The sequence below is a fragment of the Arthrobacter sp. W4I7 genome (assembly GCF_030816215.1).
Classification (GTDB): Bacteria; Actinomycetota; Actinomycetes; order Actinomycetales; family Micrococcaceae; genus Arthrobacter; species Arthrobacter siccitolerans_A.
In genome coordinates this window covers 3,599,396-3,621,314 of the sequence record NZ_JAUSXU010000001.1, presented here as the reverse complement: position 1 = coordinate 3,621,314, position 21,919 = coordinate 3,599,396, and the positions used below count along the sequence as shown (strand labels likewise).

Genomic DNA, 21,919 nt, shown 5'->3' with positions numbered 1-21,919 from the left:
CCGGTGGGTAGTTAATCTACCGAATGGACACCTTGGTCCACATTTCCAGCGTTTAAGAGGGCCAACATTGCATGACGACCGACGGATCACGGAAGTCCGCCTCGAAAGGTTCGTCCGCGAACGCATCACCCCTGCCGTCTACAGCCGGAGCCTGCCTCTGGCCCTGAGCAGCTGGGATGTTCCCGACGAGCCGGTCCCGGCCCTCGAAGCCATGCGGCAGGACTTCCAGCCGCAGGAACATGGCGCTCCGTGGGGGAAACCGTGGGGCACCAAGTGGCTGCGCCTCCAGGGCGAGGTGCCGGAATTCTGGGGTGCCGGGCCGGACACCACGGTGGAAGTGGTGGTGGACCTTGGCTTCACCATCGAGGTCCCGGGTTTCCAATGCGAAGGCATCGCCTGGCGCGCCGACGGCACCATCATCAAGGCGGTCTCTCCCCGCAACCAGTACATCCCGCTGAAGCTGCTTGGCGGCGGCATGGCCGTGGACTTTTACGTGGAGGCAGCCGCCAATCCGGACGTTGCCCAGGGCTGGACTTTTGCCCCCACGCCATACGGGGATAAGTCGACGGCGGGAACGGCGCCGCAGTACCGGTTGGGAACCATTGCCATCGCGGAGCTGAACCAGACCGTGTGGGAACTCCAGCAGGACATCTGGACGCTGTCCGGGCTGATGGCTGAGCTGCCCTGGGAACAGCCACGGCGGCACGAGATCCTGCGTGCCCTCGAGCGCATGATGGACGTGATGGACCCCGATGACGTGGCCGGCACTGCAGCAGCCGGACGTGAAGCGCTTGCCGAAGTCCTGGCAAGGCCCGCCTACGCGTCCGCACACCAGCTGGTGGCCACCGGCCACGCCCATATTGACTCCGCCTGGTTGTGGCCGGTCCGGGAAACCATCCGTAAATGCGCCCGCACGTTCTCCAACGTCGTGGCCCTGATGGATGAATACCCGGACTTCGTCTTCTCGTGCTCCTCCGCCCAGCAGCTCGCCTGGATCAAGGAGTTCTACCCCGAACTTTTCGGCCGGATCCGGGAGAAAGTGCGGGCCGGCCAGTTCGTTCCCGTCGGCGGCATGTGGGTGGAATCCGATACGAACATGCCCGGCGGGGAGGCCATGGCCCGCCAGTTCGTTGAGGGCAAGAGCTTTTTCCTAGCCGAATTCGGGGTGGACTGCCAGGAAGCCTGGCTGCCTGACTCCTTTGGCTATTCCGCAGCCCTGCCGCAGATCGTCAAATCCGCCGGCAGCAGATGGTTCCTCACCCAAAAGATCTCCTGGAACCAGACCAACAGGATGCCGCACCACACCTTCAACTGGGAGGGCATCGACGGCACCCGGCTCTTCACCCACTTCCCGCCGGTGGACACCTACAATTCGGAGCTCAGCGGACGCGAACTGGCCCACGCCGAGCGCAACTACCGCGACCATGGCCGCGGCACAGTGTCCCTCGTGCCCTTCGGCTATGGCGACGGCGGCGGCGGACCTACCAGGGAAATGCTTGCCGCTGCTGCCAGGACGGCGGACCTGGAAGGCTCACCGAAGGTGCGGATCGGATCGGCGGCGAGCTTCTTCGAACAGGCCGAGACAGAGTATCCGTCCCTCCCGGTCTGGGCGGGCGAGATGTACCTCGAACTGCACCGCGGCACGTACACCAGCCAGGCCCGGACCAAGAAGGGCAACCGGCGCAGCGAGCATCTTCTGCGCGAGGCGGAACTGTGGTGTGCTACCGCCGCGGTACGCACGGATTCGTTCGTTTATCCGGCGGCCGAGCTCAAGCGGTTGTGGCGGCTGGTGCTGCTGCACCAGTTCCATGACATCCTCCCGGGCAGCTCCATCGCCTGGGTGCACCAGGATGCCGAACGCAATTACCAGGCCATTGGCGTTGCCCTCGAAGCGCTCGTCGCCGACGCCGCTGCCGCCATGCTTGGCAGCGGTGAACGGACCTTCCTGCTCAATGCCGCCCCGCATCCGCGGGCCGGAGTGTCCGCGTTCGCGGCGGGGGAGCCGGCCGCGCCGGCGCTGCCGGCACGGGCCACCGCGCAGGACGGCGGCTACGTCCTGGACAATGGCATCATTCGTGCGGTGGTGGATGCCGAGGGGCTGATCACCTCGCTCAAGGACTACGCCAGCGGCCGCGAGGCGATTGCCCCGGGGGAGCGCGGCAACCTGCTTGAGCTGCACCGTGACACGCCCAACGAGTGGGATGCCTGGGACATTGACGAGTTTTACCGGCGTAACGTCACGCCTTTGACAAGCGCGCAGTGCGTGCGGCTGGCGGAGGATGAAGGCGGCGTTGCTGTTGTGGTGGAACGGCTGGCAGGGTCCTCTGCCATCACCCAACGCATCAGCCTTGCCGCTGGAAGCCCATCGCTGTCCATCACCACGTCTGCTGACTGGCAGGAGCGGGAAAAGCTGTTGAAGCTCGGCTTTGCCCTGGATGTGCGGGCTGACCGGTCAGCCGCCGAGACCCAGTTCGGGCACGTCTTCCGCGCCACCCACACCAACACGTCCTGGGAAGCCGCCAAGTTCGAAATCTGCGCGCACCGCTGGATCCACGTGGCGGAGCCGGGCTACGGCGTAGCAGTCTCCAACTCGTCCACCTACGGGCACGATGTCACCAGGAGCATCAGGGAGGCCGACGGCGGCACCACCACCACAGTGCGCTTGTCACTGCTGCGTGCCCCGAAGTTTCCGGACCCGGACGCGGACCGCGGGCAGCACGAGCTCACCGTGACCATCCGGCCTGGCGCTGGCATTGCCGATGCTGTCCAGGAGGGGTATCGCACCAATTTGGCACCGCGCCTGGTCAGCGGAGGATCGCCGGTGGAGCCGCTGTTCACCTTATCCAACCCGGCCGTTGTTGTTGAGGCGGTGAAGCTTGCCGAGGACGGCTCCGGGGACGTGATCGCCAGGCTGTACGAATCGTTGGGCCAGCGCTCGGCCGGAAGGCTCACCGCCAATTTCCCGGTCCGGCGCGTCACTGCCGTGGACCTGCTGGAGCGGGCAGCCGAGGCGGTTGGAGTGGAGGCCGGCCCCGATGGCGCCGAACTGCTGCTCCGGCCGTTCCAGCTGGTGACCTTGCGTTTTGAGCGCGCGGACGGCTGAAAGCCAGGCCAGGGAAGACCTAATCAGGCGGAAGAAGCCCCGGAAGAATTTGCTATAAGGCCTTAAATGGCTGAGTGGGGGCGGTCCCCAACGGCCGCCACCACTCATCCCCCCAAAGCGTGCAAAGGCCCCCGGAGGCTGCATTCGTTCAAGAAAGTATCCCCGTTCGTAAACTCCCGGCAACCCCCGCCTTCACACATCCATGATTATTGCACGTTCTAATGATTGTGTGAAAGCCCCCAGGGTTACGTTTCGGTAGATGACCTCGGCGCACGGGGTGGCCTCCGGCTTCTGACCCTGGCAGCCCAGATAAGCGCCAGGCCCACAACGAAGCAGAGCACGGCGGTGTAGTTGATGATGAATTCGACCCCGCCCCATTCCGGTGGCACCACAGGGAACAGCAAAGTGAGGGCAATAGCCACTCCGCCTACGGCCAACAGCCCGGCGGCCAGCCGGACCAGCACAGGCAGCCTGCTGCCGACAGCACGCACCATGGCTGGCAGCAGAACCAGGGAAACGTAGGACGGATAGGCGCGCCCGGCTGCCCCGTAGTACTCCACCAGCACAAAATTGCGTTCGCTCTTGCGTGATATTGCCAGCAGTCCTGCAGATGATCCTGAAGTGTCAATCAGGAAGAACACGCCTACCATCACCAGGGATATCACCAGCAGGACTGTCATCCCGGTTCTGCCCGTGATGAGCCGGTAGGCGTGGTCCGCACCGAAACCGCGGGTCACGCGGATGCCCACAAAGTAGATCGCGGCGAAGATGATGAAGCGCAACAGCAGGTTGGCGAGGTTGATCCCGCCCAGGGCTGCGTCCACAACAAGGTACGGTGCCTCGATGCTCAACAGGATGGCTGCGGTCATCAGGGCGAAGATGTAGAAAAGTGACCTGTTCTCACCGCGGATCGCGCTGGGGACGCGGGCCGCCGCGATAAGGCCGCAGGTGGCCAGTGTTGACCACTGGAGTATTTCGATCATCCCAGGTTCTCCCAAATCTTTTCCGTTTGCGCCTGGTCCTGCTCCTGGCGTCGCAACACCTTGCCCAAGGCCTGCAGCCGGTCGCCGGCCAAAACGGCGAGGTCGCCGTCCGACAGGCTGGCCAGTGCGGCCCGGCGTGCACCGGGGGCCCAGCCCGCTTCCTCTTCGGTAACGAGGCCGGTGGCCACCAGGCCGCCGGTCAGTCCAACCCCGGCCGCCCGGGCCGTGGCAACTGCCAGCTCAGCCGTCAGCCGGTTGGCCGTCAGCTGCGCCGAATAATTCTGGGGCGCAATCCCGGTCGCGGCAGAGACGCGGTGCCGCACCTCGCCGTCGTCAATTGCCTCAACCCAGTTCTTGACTGAGGTGGCGTGCGGCGCCGGCGAGAGGACGGGCGGTTCATCGCCGGCCTCCCTGCCGGGGTCCAGGGCCGGACGCGCCAGCACGGCGCCCAACAGGTCGGCGGTGGAGATCTGGCTGACCAGTTCCCAGCGCGTGGGCGGCGGCTGGGGATCGGCCAACTGCCGGTAGGCCTCAAAATCGGCCAGGGCGGCCACCGGGTTGATGCCATAGGCGCGGCTGATGCTGACGACTGTGGTGACCGATACTTTTCCGCGGACCAGTTGCTGGGCGAGGGTGGTCCGCTTGATCCCGGAGATCCTGCAGACGTCAGCCGTGCTGGCCTCCGGCGCAACGCCTTGCAGCCAGCGCTGGAACGCCTTGGCGGGGAGGGTCATAAAGGGCTCTCTGCAGAACGGATGGTGTGTTGAGTTTAGCTTCCGGTATCCCGGCCGGTTTTACCCGGGCTCCGGTTTCGACTATGCTTGATGGTCGAGCCCGTTGGTCCGTACACCCCCCAAGTCCGGACCAGCGGGTTCTTTTATGTCCGCCGCCTCCGGCGCCCTCCCTCCTGCGGATCAGCAAGGCTGATGCGCGCCGGAAAGTGGACAAACCGGCTGCGGATGCTCCGGTGAAAGGAAGGATCAATGACTGCGACCCTTGTGGCCAAGGAGGTTTCCGGCGGTCACGACCACCGGCAGCTTTTCTCCCGGCTCTCCCTGACCGTTGCCCCCGGTGACGTTGTAGGCGTTGTGGGTGCCAACGGCGCCGGAAAGTCCACCTTGCTGCGGCTCCTGGCCGGTGTCGACCAGCCGCAGGAAGGAACGGTCAGCCTTGCCCCGGCAGACGCTTTCGTGGGCTGGCTTCCCCAGGAACACGAACGGATCCATGGTGAAACCGTGGCCGGCTACATCGCCCGGCGGACAGGCTGCGCCGAGGCCACAGTCGAGATGGAATCCACCGCCGAGGCGCTTGGCTCCGGCGCGCCCGGTGCCGATGATGCCTATTCCCGGGCCTTTGACCGCTGGATGGCCTCAGGTGCCGCGGACCTCGATGAGCGCATCCCCGCTGTCCTGGCAGAGCTGGGCCTCGAAACCGGTGCTGATGCCGAAATGACCGGCTTGTCCGGCGGCCAGGCGGCGCGGGTGGCGCTAGCGGCCCTGCTGCTGAGCCGGTTCGACGTTGTCCTCCTGGACGAACCCACGAATGATCTGGACCTTGCCGGCCTGGCAAAACTGGAGGATTTTGTCCGGGGCCTGCGCGGCGGCGTAGTGCTGGTCAGCCACGACCGGGAATTCCTGGCCCGCTGCGTCACCACGGTGGTGGAGTTGGACCTGGCGCAGAATTCGGTAGCGGTTTACGACGGCGGCTACGACGCCTTCCTGGAGGAACGCGCCGTTTCACGGCGGCACGCACGCGAGAAGTATGAGGAGTTCGCCGCCACCAAAGCGGACCTGGTGTCCCGGGCGCGGACCCAGCGCGAGTGGAGTTCCCAGGGTGTGCGGAACGCCATGAAGAAGAGCCCGGACAACGACAAGATCCGCCGGGCGGCCAGCACTGAGTCTTCGGAGAAGCAGGCCCAGAAGGTGCGGCAGATGGAATCGCGGATCGCCCGGCTGGACGTGGTGGAAGAGCCGCGGAAGGAATGGCAGCTGCAGTTCTCCATTGGCCAGGCGCCCCGCTCCAGCTCGGTAGTAGCCACCCTCCGTGACGCCGTGGTGAGCCAGGGCAGTTTCACCCTGGGCCCGGTAAATCTCCAGCTCAACGCGGGGGAGCGGATCGGCATTACCGGCCCTAACGGTGCCGGCAAGTCCACCCTGCTCCGCCTGCTGCTGGGCGGCCTCGCGCCGGAGTCCGGCAGCGCAGCCATGGGCGCTTCCGTGGCGATCGGCGAGATTGACCAGGCGCGCGGGCTGCTTGCCGGCCACCTTCCCCTGGCTGACGCTGTAGAGGCTGTCCTGGTGGACCTCACTCCGGCGGAGGTCCGCACGCTGCTGGCCAAGTTCGGCCTCAAGGCGGACCACACTGCCAGGACCATTGATTCGCTGTCGCCCGGTGAGCGCACCAGGGCGGCCTTGGCCCTGCTGCAGGCGCGGGGTGTGAACCTCCTTGTCCTGGACGAGCCAACGAACCATCTCGACCTGCCCGCCATCGAGCAGCTTGAGGAGGCGCTGGAAAGCTACGACGGCGCCCTGCTGCTGGTGACGCACGACCGCAGGCTGCTGGAAAACGTGCGGCTGGATGTACGTTGGAATGTGGAGAACGGAACCGTCACTGAAGTGCTGGCCGACAGCGCCTTGAAAGGCAACCAAAAATGAGTATGGACAGGGTTGCCTGGAGCTCCCTCTACAACATCACCCGCGCCTCCAACGGCTCCAAGCCGTTCTCCAGGGAGCTCCTCAAGCGTGTGTTTGGTTTCGCGCGGCCGCACCGCGGCCGGCTGATCGCCTTCGTGCTGCTGTCCATCGTGATGGCCGTCCTGGCTGTGGCAACACCGGTGCTCGCCGGCCAGGTGGTGGACGCGATCATCGCGAAGACGGACGCCGGAACCGTGGTCTGGCTCGCAATACTGATTGCGATCGTGGCTGTGGCCGAGGCCGGGCTGGGACTCGTGACGCGTTGGTTGTCCGCTTCCATCGGCGAGGGCGTGATCCTGGACCTGCGCACCAGGGTGTTTGACCACGTGCAGAAGATGCCTATCGCCTTCTTTACCCGGACCCGCACCGGTGCCCTGGTGAGCCGTCTTAACAATGATGTGATCGGGGCGCAGTCGGCCTTCGCCGGCACGCTTTCCGGTGTGGTCAGCAATGCGGTGGCGCTGGCCCTCACCCTTGTGGTGATGCTGAATAAATCCTGGCTGGTGACTGTGCTTGCCATGATCCTGCTCCCGATCTTCCTCATCCCCGCCCGTCGTATGGGTTCCAGGCTGGCCGAGCTGCGCCGCGAAGCCGCCGAGCACAATGCCACCATGGGCACGCAGATGACTGAGCGCTTTTCCGCCCCTGGCGCCACCTTGGTGAAGCTCTTCGGGCGGCCGGACGAGGAATCCCGCGAGTTCGCCGTCCGCGCAGGCCGCGTCCGCGACATCGGGGTCCGTACTGCCATGCTGCAGTTCACCTTCGTGACCGCCCTGACGCTGGTCTCGGCGCTCGCCCTCGCTTTGGTGTACGGGCTGGGCGGCTGGCTGGCGCTGGGAGGGCAGCTGGCCGCGGGCGACGTCGTTGTATTGGCTCTGCTGCTCACGCGCCTCTACGCTCCGCTCACCGCCCTCTCCAACGCACGTGTGGAAATCATGAGTGCCCTGGTCAGCTTCGAGCGCGTCTTCGAAATCCTGGACCTCAAGCCGCTCATCCGCCAGAAGCCGGATGCTGTGGAATCGCCGCGCGGCCCGCTCTCCGTGGAGTTTGACGACGTCCAGTTCTCCTACCCCTCTGCGGACAAGGTGTCCCTGGCCTCCCTCGAAGACGTCTCCACCCTGGACACCCGCGGCGGCGAGGAAGTCCTGCACGGGGTCAGCTTCCGGGTTGAGCCTGGGCAGACGGTGGCGCTGGTGGGCTCTTCGGGCGCCGGCAAGTCAACCATCGCCCAGCTGCTGGCCCGACTTTATGACGTCGATTCCGGCGCCATCCGTTTTGGTGGCGTGAGGCCCGGAACAGGGGTGGATGTCCGCGACCTGACCTTCGATTCCCTCCGGGAGACCCTGGGAATGGTCACCCAGGACGGCCACCTCTTCCACGAAACCATTGCCTCCAACCTCCGGCTGGCCAAGCCGGACGCCACGGACGAGGACATGTGGTCGGTCATCCGCCAGGCCCGGCTCGAGACCATGATCCGGTCCCTGCCGGACGGGCTGGACACGGTAGTGGGTGAACGCGGCTACCGGCTCTCCGGCGGGGAACGGCAGCGGCTCACCATCGCGCGGCTACTCATCGCGCAGCCTCGCGTCGTCATCCTCGATGAGGCGACTGCCGCGCTGGATTCAACCAATGAAGCCGCCGTGCAGGCGGCCCTGGGCGCCGCGCTCGAGGGACGGACCGCCGTCGTGATTGCCCACCGGCTCTCCACCGTCCGTGCCGCCGACGCGATCCTGGTGGTGGAGGACGGCCGGATTGTGGAGCGCGGCACCCACACCGAACTGCTGGCCGCCGAAGGCCGTTATGCCGAGCTGTACCGGACGCAGTTCGCCGAAGCCACCGCAGTGGTCCAGGAAGCAGTTCCGGAGTTCTAGTTGCCCCGCGGCTTCGGGGACGGCGGCTTTAGGGCTGGCGGCTTCAGGGCTGGCGGGCCAGCACGGGCAGGATATGGTCCGTCAGGAGCGGGGCGAGGTCGCCGGGTAGTTCGGCGACCCCGTCCAGGGCTGGCAGGTCCAGCCACCGGATCTCCGCAATCTCCGCGGAGGGGCGGGCCTCCCACGTGCCCGGAGCCATAAACACCGTTGCCTCGATGTCAGTGGCAGCCTCGTTGGCGGCGTCGGCAATCCAGACCCCCATCAGCCTCAGTTCGCCTGGATCGAGGACGATCCCTACTTCCTCAGCCAGCTCCCGGGCAGCGGCCTGGACGGCGCTTTCGCCTGCTTCGGGCTTCCCGCCGGGGTGCATAAACATGGACGTGCCGCGCTTCCTGACGGTCAGAAGCCGGCCGGCGTTGTCGAAGACGCAGACGGCCGAGACCACGATGCGGTTTTTCATGCTTCCCGTTCCGGCCGCCGGACCAGCCGCGACGTGAGGAGCAGGTTTTTCCGCGGCCCTAGGACGTCCCAGCTGTAGCTGAAGCTGTTGGCATCCGTGTAGTTGTAGGCCACGCGGTACGTGTCGGGATCGCACCAGTGCTGGTCCAGGTTGGCTTCCGGCGTGAAGCTCATGCTGTGGAAGGGGCGGCCGTCCGGGAAGAAGAAGTCCAGCGCGTCGGGACGGGCAGTGGTTTTCAGCACGTAGTCGCGGGTGGCGGGGCCGGTAAAAGTAGGCCATCGCATGGTGCCTTCCTCGCGGAGGGCCAGGCCGCCGTCGTCCGCGGGAACAAAATGTACGACGCCGGAGAAGGTTCCGCGGGTGCCAGCGGCGCGGTCCAGCAGGTCACGTTGGACCTTCCACAGTCCGGCCCCGGCAGGTTCGTGCCCTGTGGCCGCAGTTGGGCCGAGCAGGTAGGCGCGGAGGTCGAACTCCGGGGGAGGAACGTTCAAGTGCCCTCGATTGGAATCGAACCAACGACACCGGCTTTAGGAGAGCCGTGCTCTATCCACTGAGCTACGAGGGCGCGCATCCGTTGGATCGGCAGGGCCGGGCCGTGGCGGACACGGATACAAGCATACAAGGTGCGGAGCCGTACTACGCTCAAGGCATGAGTTCAGCGCCGTCCACATCGTCAGCCGCTGCCGTTATTCCGGACACCGCCTCCACCCGGCAGTACATCGGGGCGTGGTCGGTGCTCAGCGTGCTGCAGTATTTCGCGGCGGAAGCTGCGGTGATCCTGGCCTGGGCAGGCCCACGGCCCTACGACCTCCGCACGGGCTACATCAGCGACCTTGGTGCCTTGCACTGCGGTGTCTTTGACGGCCGTGCGGTGTGTTCGCCGTTGAACTGGCTGATGAACGCCTCGTTTGTGGTCCAGGGACTCGGGATGCTTTTGGGTGCGCTGCTGCTGAGCTCGGGGCTGCTGTGCGTGGCTGCCCTTGCCGGCGCCCGGGTGCAAGCGGGACGGCCGAGACCGTGGGTCGCTGCAGTCTGCGTGCGCCTGCTGATCGGAACGGCGGGGGCCGGCACGGTGATCGTGGGGCTGGTTCCAGAGGACGCCGGTTCCGGCTGGCACTATTCCGGCGCCGTAATTTACTTCATTACAGGAGCGGCGGCCCTGCTGGTTCTGGGGTTTCTTTGGCTCCGGAAAACAGCCATGGCGTGGTTCATCCTGGCCTGCGGTGTCGTGTCCGCTGCTGCCTTGGTGACGGGCGGGCTGACCGGCATGCACGTGCCCGAACCCGGCACCTTGGAGCGGCTCATGGGTTACCCCGTTACGGTGGGGATGGCGACCGCGGGTCTGGTCATTGCGCAGCGGGTGCGCCGGCACCGGAAGCAACGTGCCCAGCTGCGCGCCCGCGCAGCCCGCTGATGCCACTTCGGCTGACCAGAATCGCTTACTTGACGAAGAACTCGCGGAACCTGCTCAGCGATTTCCCCCCCGAGTAGCCGAGTGTGCCGGCCCCGGCAGACACGGCGTCGTCCGGCGAGAAGATACCGACGGCGAAGGAACCCGACTCAAGCTCTTCAGTCGTCGCGAGAATCGGCGGGAGCGCATCGCCGAGAATTTTTGTGAGGCCGGCCTCGTCATAGCTGGACCCAACCAACTTCACGGTGATGAACTTTCCCGAGGTGTTAAGAATTACGTCAACCTCCGCCGACTCGATTCCAGCAACTGACATCGCGGCTTCGTGCATGTCGCCTTCCAGCCGGTCAGCAGTGGAAGGACCCTTCGCCATGCACGCTGAGAGCCCTAAGGCCACCAACGCTAAGGCCAGCACCCTGGCAACGGTATAGAGTCGGCGCATTATTACTGCTTTCGGGAGACGTTGGTCACGGTTGAGGTTACCTGGCTGGCATCCATGGTTAGGAATCGTTGGGTTGATTGCTGTTCGCTGTAATGGGCAATCGGTCCGCCGGCCTCGTACTGGCTGACTGAATCCACGTAACGATTGGCGTCGTGGTAATTGATGCCCGCGATCCCAGCGTCGATGTCAGGATTTGGCAGCTCCACGATGGTGGCCCCGTTGTCCCGGGTGGCGGTGACGATCCCTCCCGGCCACGCCGTGGAGTCGGCCAGGTCCACCTTCGGTACCGGATCTCCGGCATGCTGCAGCGCCAGGACATCGATGGACGGCGGGATGGGCGTGGAATCCACGGGTGAACCGAACGTGACGAGATTGGTGACATTGAAGCGGTCAGTGAAGCTGCCGTCGGAAGCAAGTGCCGCAGCAATCATTCCACCCTGGGAGTGCCCCGAGAGCATCACCGGCGCACCTTCGGGAATGGCGGCCTGCTCCATGGCCAGCCGGACTGCCTCCGCCGCGGTGGACAGGTTGCCGCCGGCCAGTTCAAGGTTTCCTGTGAGGTCGGTCGAATTTGCCGCACCATCGGGCAACCACCGCGTGGTGCCGGGGATACTGACGATATAGGCAGGCGGCTCGCCCGGCTTCTCAACCGTAGTGATACGGACGCCCGTGTCCGGAACCCCGGACTTTCCGGCGTCGGAATAGGCGGTATCAGTGGCGTCGAGGAGTGCGCTGATAGTGGATGGGACCGGTGTTACTAACCGACGGTTGCTGTCTATGTCGTTGGGAGTGCCAACGCCAACAGGGATGGGCTCCCCGGCAACTGGCCGGCCGTCGTCCAACAGGTGGGGGTTGAACAAACCCAGGGTGAGCGCGGTTGCCTGCAGGTTTTCCATGGTGGCCGCCATCAGCAGGCCGTTCGAGACAAGCTCTGTCACCGATGGCGGCTCACCGGATGTCAGCCACCGCCAGCCCATGTCCATCGCGTCGCGGGCTTGGCTGGCGACATTTCCCTGCGCGTCCATGAGGTTGCGGATGGGAAGCGGAGCCGAGTCCTGCACAGAGTTCCACAGGTTACCCGCGGTGTCCTGAACAGCAGTGGTGACGTTCCCGCCCGTGTCCCACAGGTCCCCTGCGGTGCCGGCGACGGAGCCAACCAGCGAGTCGAAGAACGATGGAGCCTGTGCAGCCGACGGTCGGCCCGTCCCCTTGCTGCTGGCGGCCACCTGCTCCTCGACATTTCGCTTGACAGCATTGGAGGCGGCAGCGAGCGCATCGGCTGTGCTGATCAGCTTGGTCCTCTGGCCGGTCCATTCGTCGGTAAACTTCTGCGCGTCTGCGCCCTTCCAGGGCGAGCCCTGGATCAGGGGTGTGAGGCTGCGGCTCAGGGCAGCCAGCCGGTCACTGGCGCGGGCCAACTCTTCGCTGAGGCGCCGCCCGCTTTCCACGTCCATTCCGTAGAAGGTCATCTTCAGGCCGCCTGTTCCGCGGCGCTGGCCAGGTATTCCCTGGCGCCCAACAGGCGCCACGCGAATCCGAGGCGAATGGCATCCGAGGGAACAGGAGTCAGGGCGGAACCCTCGCCGGATGGACCGGTACTGACTGAATAGAGACGCTCCCCAAGCGCCCAGACGTCCCAGCTGACGTGGTCCGGACCTGGGGCCGGGGCAGACGGCCGCACTGTGCGTGATCCCGCAGGATGAGCCGACACTTGGAGATGGATGGTGTACCTGGCATTGGCGGCGATTTCGCCGAGCGCGGCGCCCGGTGCCTTCGGGAGTTCCGTGGCCTCGGGGACTTCCCTAATGTCCGGGAGGTGGCGATTGAGGGCGGCCCAGGCATTTTCCTCAGCGAAGAAGGATATTTCGACGGCGTTCCGGACCTCCGTCACGTCGACGCCCCCGTCACCGTGCCTGATGCGCCGGGCATAGGTGACTCCGATACCCCGGCCGCGTGCCAGGGCGAGTTCGGTGTGGACGGATGATTCGCCGGACTGGACCACTGCAGTGGCCTTCAGCGGGCCGAGTGCTGCAATCGAGACTGCCAGCACCCACTGCCGGGTAATGGCACCGCTCGCGTCAACTATTCCCGCCCGACGCAGTTCGGCCCCGGCCGCCTCTACTTCTTGCGAATCCAGCGCCTCCAACGCTTCGGCATGGATGGAATCCCGGTAAGCGGACAGGTCCGCCTCGGGCTCATGCGCGAGTACCTCAGCCGCCTTGTGGACCGTCAAAGCCCAGGCCACCCCGCTGATCTCAAAGACGTTGAGAGCAACGTCTGTCCGTGATTCCCCCAAAGATCCCCCCGATATTAAGCCCGCAGCATGCAGCCAGTGCCTGTATTCAACACCCTATCCGGCCCCTCTGAGGAGCGGGAATGGGGAGTTCTATCGGGCCTCCTGCCGCTCCTGCGGCTTTTTCCGCAGGAGCACTGCTGCTGCGCCGGCGAGCAGGCTTAGGACCAGGAGGACCCAGCCGGCAACGGTGAGGCCGGACGCGAGGGCCACTTGGCTGGCGTCGGGCGCTTCCGATGCCAGCACGCCGTCGATGGCTGCGTTGGCCCAGAGCCGGACCACCACAAAGAGCAGCGGAAGGGCCCACAGCGCCCAACGCAATGTTTTCCTGGCAACGTTTGTGCCGATCAGCAGCAGCCAGGTGAACCCGAAGATCAGCGGGAACAGGGTGCCGGCCGTTTTGTGGACATAGTTGAGCTGGCCGCGGGCGTCGTCGTTCATGACCGCATGCAGCTGGCCGATGTAGGCCGGATCGAATCCGCCGATGAGCGAGTCCGGCATGGGCAGGCCCTGGGAGAGCTGCCTCAGCTGGTCCAGCGTGAGCAGGTGCAGGTACCAGAACAGGAAGATGCAGGCCACCACACCGGCGATCAGGATCAGGCTGCCGTTGTTCTCTGCCTTCTGCGGGGTGCGGGCGGTGGTGGGGTTGACCACGGGCGGAAGATGGTGCTGGGGTACAGCCGCCTTGGAGCCGTGCTTCTTGATCCGCTGCGCAGGGGTTTTGGCCATGGCACCATTATCCCGCCCCATAAACTGAAGCCATGACCATTGGCCGGCACAGCGCCGTTGAACTAGACCCCTCCCTGGACGATTACGAACTGGCAGCGGCCCTGGTCCGCGAAGCCGGGCAGCTGGCATTGTTGATGCGGATGGCGGGCCTGCAGTCCGAACAGAAGACGTCGGTTTCCGATGTGGTGACAGCTGCCGACCATGCCGCCGAGGCCTACGTGCTGGAGCAACTGCGGCGCTGCCGGCCGGACGACGGCATCCTGGGGGAGGAGGGGGCGTCGGTCCAGGGGACCAGCGGCCGGACCTGGGTCATTGATCCGGTGGACGGCACCTATAACTTCCTGCACGGCTCCACCTATTGGTGCTCCGCGATTGCCCTGAAGGACGCCTCCGACGTTGTGCTCGGAGCCATCTTCCAGCCGGACGAGGACAAGCTCTGGGCCGGCGGCAGGGCACGTCCGGCAACCTTGAATGGTGAACCCCTCACGGTTTTCCACGACGACAGGGGAGCACGCAACAGCACAGCCGTTGCGGAGTTGGGTGCCGCCACCTACATCCACCCGAGCTGGCTGATGGATCCCCTGTGCGCAATGCCGTGGCACGCGGCCGCCACGTCGGCCGCCGCGCTGCGGATGCTGGGCTCGGGTTCCTGCGACCTGGGCCGGGTGGCGGACGGTCAGCTGGGCTGCTGGTTCCAGCACAGCTGCCCCGAGTGGGACTGGCTGCCGGGCAAGGCGATCGTCCGGGCTGCCGGCGGTGCCGTGGACACCGTCCGTGTGAACGGCCTGGAGTGGTTCATGGCCGGCGGAACGATGGCGGTACGCGAGCTGCGTGCTGCCCTCGAATCGGGCTCGGTGGCGTAAGAGCCCATCAGCCTATGTGGATAACGCCCCGTCATCCACAGGCTGGAGCTGGCTGTCAGTCCCACCGCCTAGACTTGTAGGCACCATGGATATGTTGTTTGACCCGTACTCTGACGGACCCTTCAAAGCCGCTCCCACCGCCGCTGCCCGCACCAAGTCGCCTTCCGATGGCGCAGCTGCGGCTCCGGGGACGGGCGGCGTCCGCGTGGACCGGGCACCGGAGGGGCAGGCCCATCGAGGCCACCGGATGGACCCGGCCAAGCTCCTGGAGGGGCTCAACCCCCAGCAGGAGGAGGCCGTCAAGCACGCAGGTTCGGCGCTGCTCATCGTGGCCGGTGCGGGTTCGGGAAAGACCCGCGTGCTCAGCAACCGGATCGCCTACCTGATCGCTACCGGGCGGGCCCACCACGGCGAAATCCTGGCCATCACCTTCACGAACAAGGCCGCCGCGGAGATGCGCGAACGCATAGAAAAGCTTGTGGGCGGACGAGCCAAGATCATGTGGATCTCCACCTTCCACTCGTCCTGCGTCCGCATCCTGCGGCAGGAGGCGGCCAACGTGGGCCTGAAATCGAACTTCTCCATCTACGACTCCGCTGACTCCCTGCGGCTGGTCACCCAGGTCTCCAAGGCCCTGGACCTGGATCCCAAGAAGTTTGCGCCCAAAGCAATCCAGCACAAGATCTCAGCGTTGAAGAACGAGCTCATTGATGCCGATTCGTACGCCTCTGCAGCAAAGCACAACGATCCATTCGAGCAGGCTGTAGCTGATGTCTTCAAGGGCTACACCCAGCGCCTACGGCAGGCGAACGCCATGGACTTTGACGACCTCATCGCGGAAACCGTCTACATGTTCCGGGCCTTCCCTGCCCTCGCGGAATCCTACCGCCGGCGGTTCAGGCACGTGCTGGTGGACGAATACCAGGACACCAACCATGCCCAATACTCCTTGGTGCGCGAGATCGTGGGGGAAGGCCCGGGAGCATCCGAGCTAACGGTCGTGGGCGACTCGGACCAGTCCATCTACGCCTTTCGCGGAGCTGATATCCGCAACATCGTTGAGTTCGAGAAGGATTACCCCGAGGCGCGGACCATCAAGCTGGAGCAGAACTACCGGTCCACGCAGAACATCCTCAGCGCGGCCAACTCGGTGATCTCCCGGAACCCCAACCGCCCGGAAAAGCGGTTGTGGACCGCAGAGGGCGAAGGCCACAAGATCATCGGCTACGTGGGCGAGAACGAGCACGACGAAGCCCAGTTCATCGCCAAGGAAATTGACCGGCTCCAGGACGAGGACAACCTCCGCCCCGGGGACGTCGCCATCTTCTACCGGACCAACGCCCAGTCGCGCTCCATCGAAGACGTGCTGGTCCGGGTCGGCCTGCCCTACAAAGTGGTGGGCGGTACGCGCTTCTACGAGCGCAAGGAGATCAAGGACGCCCTCGCCTACCTGCGCGTCCTGGTTAACCCGGACGACGACGTCAACCTGCGCCGGGTGCTCAACGAACCAAAGCGCGGCATCGGTGACCGCGCCGAAGGCGCCGTGGCCGCCCTGGCGCAGCGCGAACGTACGTCGTTCATGGCGGCCGCCCGCCACGCCGAACAGGCCCCGGGCATGGCAACCCGCTCCGTGAACGCCGTACTCGGGTTCGTGAAACTCTTGGATGACCTGGCGGAAGTGGCCACCGGTTCTGGCGCGGCGGCAGCACTTGAAGCCGTCCTGGAGCAGACCGGCTACCTGGCCGCGCTGCGCGCCAGCACTGATCCGCAGGACGAGTCCAGGGTGGAAAACCTGGCGGAACTCGTCGCCGTCGTGCGCGAATACGAACAGGAGAACCCGGAAGGGTCACTGGCTGCCTTCCTGGAGCAGGTATCCCTGGTGGCTGATGCCGACCAAATTCCCGATGCTCCGGGAGCGGACATCGACGCCGCCGTCGCCGAGGCAAAACGGCTCGGCGTGGTCACGCTCATGACGCTGCACACTGCCAAGGGGCTCGAATTCCCGGTGGTGTTCCTGACCGGGATGGAACACGGGCTGTTCCCGCACCAGCGTTCCGCTACGGATCCGAAGGAACTCGCGGAAGAACGCCGGCTTGCCTACGTAGGGCTCACCCGCGCCCGGAAGCGCCTCTATGTCACCCGTTCCGAGGTCCGCAGCATGTGGGGGCAGAGCCAGTACAACCCTGCCAGCCAGTTCCTGGAGGAGATTCCCGCCGAGCTCCTGGAATGGAAGCGCGAAGGAACCAGCAAGCAGTCCAACTGGGGCGGCGGCTCCATCAGTTCGGGCCGCTACAGCGGATCCTTCTGGGGCGCCGGGACCTCCCGCGGTGCTGCCGCCGACCCTTCAGCCGGCTTCAACGCTGATGTCCCCGCTGTCATTGCCCGCAACCGGGTGCAGCCGCAGAAGGAGATCGTCGCCGTCAGCGTGGGGGACAAGGTCAACCACACGAGTTTCGGCAATGGAACCGTCCTGGCACTCGAAGGAGCCGGGGACAAGACGGTGGCAAAGGTGAAGTTCGACGTCGGCGAAAAACGGCTGCTGCTGCGGTATGCGCCCCTTACCAAGCTCGACGCCTAAGAGCAGCTGACCCGGACAGGCCCAGCCCCTTGTCCGCCCCGGCAGGTGGGTCTACAGTTCAGGAACGCGCAGGCAGCCCGGCAAGGTGGGGCCCAGGCGGATCCAGTACGGCAGATTCGGGGCACTACCGTGAAAATTCTGTTCGCCAGCCAGGCAATCGACGGCCACTTCAACCCCATGACCGGGGTGGCCATGGAGCTCAAGGAACGCGGCCATGATGTCCGCTGGTACACGGGTCCGGTCCTTGCGGACAAGCTCAACGGGCTCGGGATTCCGCTGTTCCCTTTCCAGCGGGCCATTGAGCACCGCGCCGACAACCTCACGGAGCTGTATCCGGAACGCGCCAGGCTCAAGGGGCCCAGGGCCATGGGCTTCGACGGCGAAAAAATCTTCGCCAGCAACATCAGCAACTTTTTTGAGGACATCCGGGATCTCGACCGCGACTTTTCCTTCGACGTCCTGGTGGCAGACGCCAGCATGTTCATCCACCGGCTTGTCACACACCTGATGGCAAAACCGGTGGTGAATTTTGTCGCCGTTCCCAATATGGAAAGCGATCCGCTGGTGCCTCCGCTGTTTTTCGGCTTCCGCCCGGCGCGCAACCCCGCGGAAAAAGCCCTGCAGGCCGCGGCCGGCTTTCTTTCGGACAAGGTCATCCTCCGCCCCGCCAGCCAGAGCTACCGGCGGCAGCACACCTTCTATGGGCAGGAGGTGCCCAAAGGGGGCCGGCTCACCGACGAGCCCTACAGGTGCTCGGAGGCCATCATCCAGACCGGCACGGAATCGCTGGACTTTCCGCGGCGGAAGGACAACCCCAAAGTCCACTACGTCGGGGCGCTCCTGCCCTACCGGCTCCCCGGAGCAGCCGCCCCGGACATTGCCCCGGAGGGTTTCGCCAGGACAGTTGTGGTCACCCAGGGCACCGTAGACAACCTGGACCAGAACAAACTCATCATTCCCGCCGTGGAGGCCCTGAAAGGCACGGACACCCTGGTCATGGTGGCCACCGCTGGCCATGGAACGGCGGAACTCCGGGCCCGCTATCCACAGCGGAACATCCATGTCCACGACTACATCGACTTCGCGGCCGTGTTCGAATTCACCGACGTCTTCGTGACCAACGGCGGATTCGGCGGCGTGCAGCTGGCCCTTTCCAAGGGTGTGCCCCTCGTGGTGTCCGGCATCAACGAAGGCAAGAGCGACGTCAATGCCAGGGTGGAGTATGCCGGTGTGGGCATCAACCTGCGGACAGACGCCCCCTCGGCGGAAAACATCAGCAAGGCCGTGAACAGCATCCTGGCCGACCCCGTGTGGAAGGAACGGGCGCAGCAGATGGCCCAGGACTTCGGCTCCCACAACCCTGCAGAGGCCGCGGCCAAGGTGGTGGAAGGGGTATTCAGCAACAGGTAGGGCGCCGCCATGAAGCATAATGGGGCCCATGCGACGGACTGTTCTGGGGATCTTCGCCGCCCTGATCCTGGCGGCGGCCACGGCATGTACCATCACCACCAAGGACCCCGGCTACGTCCCGCCGGCGCCGCTGCCGCCTATGGAACAGCTGGAACAGGCCGCTGTGGTGGACGCCAAAAACTTTGCCAACGGTGATGGTGTCATCTCCTTCATCACCGAAGACCGCACCGTTGCCTGTTCCCTGACGGCGGCCAGGGGGGAGCACGTGAACCTGCCCTACGAGCAGAACAACTTTGCTGATACCGCCAACAACAAACTGGCAATTGTCCCCGTGGCCCACTGTGAGCTGGCCAAGTACCCGCAGCCAAAAAGCGAAGATGCCAAGGACGATTGCGCCGGAACCAATCTCGGCTACCTGGGCGGCGTTGCCCTGCTCACCCCGGACAGCGCCCGGTACGGGGAATGCCGGTCCGGCGTCACACAAATGGAAGCAACGTACGGTCCCAAGGGAAGCAAAGCCGGTGCCTTGGCCCAACTGCAGGTACTCGGGGACGGGCAGAACCTCGAAGGGAACGGGTTGCGCTGTTCGGCCTATAACGGCGGGGTGGCATGCGGAAACGTCTCCGCCGGCGTCGGATTCTTTGTTTCCCCGGAGCATTACGAGCTAATTTCCAGGCCGGTTGAAACTGCCTCGCCGGTACCGGGCAACCCCTCAAAAACCCCGTGATTCCGCGGTTTTTCTACGCTCCATAGAATAGTGTCGTTACTCACATAAGCGGTAGTCTGGAACGGGCCGGTCCCTCCAAAGGACTAGAGTTCCCAGTGGAGCATCACGCCGCGTGGCTCGTTTCCAACAGGCCGCCGGTGCATGCAATTCCGCAGTCCGGTCATCGTCTTCGATGGTGTCCGACTGTACAGAAACTACTTCGACGTAGAAGGACACTAAACCGTGGACCTGTTTGAATACCAGGCGCGCGATATGTTCGAGGCGCACGGTGTACCCGTGCTTGCCGGCATCGTGGCGCACACCCCAGAAGAAGCAAAGGCAGCTGCCGAGAAGATCGGCGGCGTAACTGTCGTCAAAGCACAGGTCAAGGCCGGCGGCCGTGGCAAGGCCGGCGGCGTCAAGGTCGCAAAGTCCGCCGACGAGGCACTCGAGTACGCCACCAACATCCTGGGCATGGACATCAAGGGCCACACCGTCAACAAGGTGATGATCGCCCAGGGTGCGGATATCGCCGAGGAATACTACTTCTCCGTCCTGCTGGACCGGGCCAACCGCAACTACCTGGCCATGTGCTCGGTTGAAGGCGGCATGGAAATCGAACAGCTCGCCGTCGAACGCCCCGAGGCGCTGGCCAAGGTTGCCATCGACCCCGCCGTCGGCATCGACCAGGCAAAGGCCGACGAAATCGTCGCAGCTGCAGGCTTCGCTGAGGAACTCCGCGGCAAGGTCGCCGACGTGATCCTCAAGCTGTGGGACGTCTTCAAGAAGGAAGACGCCACCCTCGTTGAGGTCAACCCCCTCGTCAAGACCGGCGCCGGCGAAATCGTTGCGCTGGACGGCAAGGTCTCCCTGGACGAAAATGCGGACTTCCGCCACGCGAAGCACGCGCTCCTTGAGGACAAGGACGCAGCTGACCCGCTTGAGGCCAAGGCAAAGGCGCAGGACCTCAACTACGTCAAGCTGGACGGCGAAGTGGGCATCATCGGCAACGGTGCAGGCCTGGTCATGTCCACCCTCGACGTCGTTGCCTACGCCGGCGAGAACCACGGCAACGTCAAGCCCGCCAACTTCCTGGACATCGGCGGTGGAGCATCCGCAGAGGTCATGGCAGCCGGCCTGGACGTCATCCTCGGCGATGAGCAGGTCAAGTCCGTGTTCGTCAACGTTTTCGGTGGCATCACCGCCTGTGACGCCGTTGCCAAGGGCATCGTCGGCGCGCTGGCTGAACTCGGCCACACTGCAAACAAGCCGCTGGTAGTCCGCCTCGACGGCAACAACGTCGAAGAAGGCCGCCGCATCCTGAACGAGGCCAACCACCCGCTGGTTACCCTGGCCGCCACCATGGACGAGGGCGCCGACAAGGCCGCCGAGCTCGCCAACGCAGCGAAGTAAAGGGACGCACCATGTCTATCTACCTCAACAAAGACTCCAAGGTCATCGTCCAGGGCATCACCGGCGGCGAAGGCACCAAGCACACCGCCCTGATGCTGAAGGCCGGCACCAACATCGTGGGCGGCGTCAACGCCCGCAAGGCCGGCACCACCGTCTTGCACGGTGACAACGAAATCAATGTCTACGGCACCGTCAAGGAAGCCATCGCGGAAACCGGCGCTGACGTCTCCATCGTCTTCGTCCCGCCGGCATTCACCAAGAACGCTGTTGTTGAAGCCATCGAGGCAGGCATCGGCCTCGTCGTCGTCATCACCGAAGGCGTACCGGTCCAGGACTCCGCCGAGTTCTGGGCACTGGCCCAGTCCAAGCTCGACGCCGACGGCAACCAGGTCACCCGCATCATCGGCCCGAACTGCCCCGGCATCATCACCCCAGGCGAAGCACTGGTGGGCATTACCCCGGCCAACATCACGGGCAAGGGCCCCATCGGACTGGTCTCCAAGTCCGGCACCCTGACCTACCAGATGATGTACGAACTGCGCGACCTGGGCTTCTCCACCGCCATCGGCATCGGCGGCGACCCCGTCATCGGCACCACGCACATCGACGCCCTGGCCGCGTTCGAGGCTGACCCCGAGACCAAGGCGATCGTGATGATCGGCGAAATCGGTGGCGACGCCGAAGAGCGCGCAGCCGATTTCATCAAGGCCAACGTCACCAAGCCGGTTGTCGGCTACGTGGCCGGTTTCACGGCGCCCGAAGGCAAGACCATGGGCCACGCCGGCGCCATCGTCTCCGGTTCCGCCGGAACCGCCCAGGCCAAGAAGGAAGCCCTCGAAGCTGCAGGTGTCAAGGTCGGCAAGACGCCGTCCGAGACCGCCAAGCTGCTGCGCGAAGTTTTCGCAGCACTCTAGAGGTTCTGTACGAACAACGCGGGGTTGCTTCCCGCCCATTCCGCACGATCGGA

Annotated in this window: 18 protein-coding genes and 1 tRNA gene; 10 read left to right on the top strand and 9 right to left on the bottom strand. The window is 64.9% G+C overall.

What is annotated here, in order from left to right; translation table 11 throughout:
• The first annotated feature begins 67 nt into the window (after positions 1-67).
• A complete protein-coding gene (locus QF047_RS16300) occupies positions 68-3,103 on the top strand; it encodes a glycoside hydrolase family 38 C-terminal domain-containing protein (protein WP_307279225.1) in 3,036 nt (1,011 codons plus the stop codon).
• 245 nt (positions 3,104-3,348) lie between these two features.
• On the opposite strand, the gene QF047_RS16295 is transcribed toward QF047_RS16300, so the two are convergent.
• Positions 3,349-4,086, bottom strand: coding sequence for a hypothetical protein (locus tag QF047_RS16295; RefSeq protein WP_307279222.1), 738 nt, complete (start codon positions 4,084-4,086; stop codon positions 3,349-3,351).
• Positions 4,083-4,820, bottom strand: coding sequence for a hypothetical protein (locus QF047_RS16290; RefSeq protein ID WP_306638204.1), 738 nt, complete (start codon positions 4,818-4,820; stop codon positions 4,083-4,085). Before QF047_RS16290 ends, QF047_RS16295 begins: the two co-directional genes overlap by 4 nt.
• Positions 4,821-5,069: 249 nt before the next feature.
• Here QF047_RS16290 and QF047_RS16285 point away from each other — a divergent pair, with 249 nt between their 5' ends.
• Together QF047_RS16285 and QF047_RS16280 are read left to right on the top strand one after the other, a co-directional pair.
• Positions 5,070-6,740 carry an ABC-F family ATP-binding cassette domain-containing protein gene (locus QF047_RS16285; RefSeq protein WP_306638206.1) on the top strand — a complete coding sequence of 557 codons (1,671 nt, stop codon included), beginning with the start codon at positions 5,070-5,072 and terminating at the stop codon, positions 6,738-6,740.
• Positions 6,737-8,650, top strand: a complete 1,914-nt coding sequence (locus QF047_RS16280; RefSeq protein ID WP_307279218.1) for an ABC transporter ATP-binding protein — start codon at positions 6,737-6,739, stop codon at positions 8,648-8,650. The genes QF047_RS16285 and QF047_RS16280 overlap by 4 nt, the downstream gene beginning before the upstream one ends.
• Before the next feature lie 43 nt (positions 8,651-8,693).
• On the opposite strand, the gene QF047_RS16275 is transcribed toward QF047_RS16280, so the two are convergent.
• The 3 genes from QF047_RS16275 to QF047_RS16265 form a co-directional block, all read right to left on the bottom strand.
• Positions 8,694-9,110 (bottom strand): NUDIX domain-containing protein, encoded by a 417-nt coding sequence (locus QF047_RS16275; RefSeq protein WP_306638209.1) that lies wholly within the window; start codon positions 9,108-9,110, stop codon positions 8,694-8,696.
• Positions 9,107-9,601, bottom strand: a complete 495-nt coding sequence (locus tag QF047_RS16270; protein ID WP_307279214.1) for a DUF6314 family protein — start codon at positions 9,599-9,601, stop codon at positions 9,107-9,109. Before QF047_RS16270 ends, QF047_RS16275 begins: the two co-directional genes overlap by 4 nt.
• Position 9,602: 1 nt before the next feature.
• Positions 9,603-9,675, bottom strand: a tRNA-Arg gene (locus tag QF047_RS16265).
• Positions 9,676-9,759: 84 nt separating this feature from the next.
• Between QF047_RS16265 and QF047_RS16260 the strand changes: the two genes are divergently transcribed.
• The gene (locus tag QF047_RS16260) at positions 9,760-10,524 is read left to right on the top strand and encodes a DUF998 domain-containing protein (protein WP_307279212.1); all 765 of its coding nucleotides are present in this window, start codon (positions 9,760-9,762) and stop codon (positions 10,522-10,524) included.
• Positions 10,525-10,549: 25 nt separating this feature from the next.
• On the opposite strand, the gene QF047_RS16255 is transcribed toward QF047_RS16260, so the two are convergent.
• The 4 genes from QF047_RS16255 to QF047_RS16240 all read right to left on the bottom strand — a co-directional run bounded on the left by QF047_RS16255 (position 10,550) and on the right by QF047_RS16240 (position 13,982).
• Complete coding sequence (locus QF047_RS16255) at positions 10,550-10,960, bottom strand: hypothetical protein (RefSeq protein WP_306638215.1); 411 nt, start codon at positions 10,958-10,960, stop codon at positions 10,550-10,552.
• Between the two features lie 2 nt (positions 10,961-10,962).
• Positions 10,963-12,429 (bottom strand): hypothetical protein, encoded by a 1,467-nt coding sequence (locus QF047_RS16250; RefSeq protein WP_307279208.1) that lies wholly within the window; start codon positions 12,427-12,429, stop codon positions 10,963-10,965.
• Positions 12,430-12,431: 2 nt separating this feature from the next.
• The gene (locus QF047_RS16245) at positions 12,432-13,256 is read right to left on the bottom strand and encodes a hypothetical protein (RefSeq protein WP_307279206.1); all 825 of its coding nucleotides are present in this window, start codon (positions 13,254-13,256) and stop codon (positions 12,432-12,434) included.
• 90 nt (positions 13,257-13,346) lie between these two features.
• Positions 13,347-13,982 carry a hypothetical protein gene (locus tag QF047_RS16240; protein ID WP_307279204.1) on the bottom strand — a complete coding sequence of 212 codons (636 nt, stop codon included), beginning with the start codon at positions 13,980-13,982 and terminating at the stop codon, positions 13,347-13,349.
• 32 nt (positions 13,983-14,014) lie between these two features.
• Between QF047_RS16240 and QF047_RS16235 the strand changes: the two genes are divergently transcribed.
• From QF047_RS16235 to sucD, 6 genes are all read left to right on the top strand, one after another.
• Positions 14,015-14,845: an inositol monophosphatase family protein gene (locus tag QF047_RS16235; RefSeq protein WP_307279201.1), complete on the top strand. Its 831-nt coding sequence runs from the start codon at positions 14,015-14,017 to the stop codon at positions 14,843-14,845.
• Positions 14,846-14,936: 91 nt separating this feature from the next.
• A complete protein-coding gene (gene pcrA, locus QF047_RS16230; protein ID WP_373427817.1) occupies positions 14,937-17,423 on the top strand; it encodes a DNA helicase PcrA in 2,487 nt (828 codons plus the stop codon).
• Positions 17,424-17,552: 129 nt separating this feature from the next.
• Positions 17,553-18,833: a glycosyltransferase gene (locus QF047_RS16225; protein WP_307279195.1), complete on the top strand. Its 1,281-nt coding sequence runs from the start codon at positions 17,553-17,555 to the stop codon at positions 18,831-18,833.
• A gap of 19 nt (positions 18,834-18,852) precedes the next feature.
• Positions 18,853-19,560: a hypothetical protein gene (locus tag QF047_RS16220; RefSeq protein WP_307279193.1), complete on the top strand. Its 708-nt coding sequence runs from the start codon at positions 18,853-18,855 to the stop codon at positions 19,558-19,560.
• Between the two features lie 222 nt (positions 19,561-19,782).
• Positions 19,783-20,952, top strand: a complete 1,170-nt coding sequence (gene sucC / locus QF047_RS16215; RefSeq protein WP_306638228.1) for an ADP-forming succinate--CoA ligase subunit beta — start codon at positions 19,783-19,785, stop codon at positions 20,950-20,952.
• Between the two features lie 11 nt (positions 20,953-20,963).
• Positions 20,964-21,866, top strand: coding sequence for a succinate--CoA ligase subunit alpha (gene sucD / locus QF047_RS16210; RefSeq protein ID WP_307279190.1), 903 nt, complete (start codon positions 20,964-20,966; stop codon positions 21,864-21,866).
• Positions 21,867-21,919 lie beyond the last annotated feature (53 nt).

Excerpts from the sequence above, each read along its gene's own strand:
- QF047_RS16260 (WP_307279212.1), top strand. The coding sequence starts at position 9,760 with ATGAGTTCAGCGCCGTCCACATCGTCAGCCGCTGCCGTTATTCCGGAC.
- QF047_RS16250 (WP_307279208.1), bottom strand. The coding sequence starts at position 12,429 with ATGACCTTCTACGGAATGGACGTGGAAAGCGGGCGGCGCCTCAGCGAA.
- QF047_RS16255 (WP_306638215.1), bottom strand. The coding sequence starts at position 10,960 with ATGCGCCGACTCTATACCGTTGCCAGGGTGCTGGCCTTAGCGTTGGTG.
- QF047_RS16240 (WP_307279204.1), bottom strand. The coding sequence starts at position 13,982 with ATGGCCAAAACCCCTGCGCAGCGGATCAAGAAGCACGGCTCCAAGGCG.
- QF047_RS16285 (WP_306638206.1), top strand. The coding sequence starts at position 5,070 with ATGACTGCGACCCTTGTGGCCAAGGAGGTTTCCGGCGGTCACGACCAC.
- QF047_RS16280 (WP_307279218.1), top strand. The coding sequence starts at position 6,737 with ATGAGTATGGACAGGGTTGCCTGGAGCTCCCTCTACAACATCACCCGC.
- QF047_RS16295 (WP_307279222.1), bottom strand. The coding sequence starts at position 4,086 with ATGATCGAAATACTCCAGTGGTCAACACTGGCCACCTGCGGCCTTATC.
- QF047_RS16275 (WP_306638209.1), bottom strand. The coding sequence starts at position 9,110 with ATGAAAAACCGCATCGTGGTCTCGGCCGTCTGCGTCTTCGACAACGCC.
- QF047_RS16235 (WP_307279201.1), top strand. The coding sequence starts at position 14,015 with ATGACCATTGGCCGGCACAGCGCCGTTGAACTAGACCCCTCCCTGGAC.
- QF047_RS16220 (WP_307279193.1), top strand. The coding sequence starts at position 18,853 with ATGGGGCCCATGCGACGGACTGTTCTGGGGATCTTCGCCGCCCTGATC.
- QF047_RS16290 (WP_306638204.1), bottom strand. The coding sequence starts at position 4,820 with ATGACCCTCCCCGCCAAGGCGTTCCAGCGCTGGCTGCAAGGCGTTGCG.
- pcrA (WP_373427817.1), top strand. The coding sequence starts at position 14,937 with ATGTTGTTTGACCCGTACTCTGACGGACCCTTCAAAGCCGCTCCCACC.
- sucD (WP_307279190.1), top strand. The coding sequence starts at position 20,964 with ATGTCTATCTACCTCAACAAAGACTCCAAGGTCATCGTCCAGGGCATC.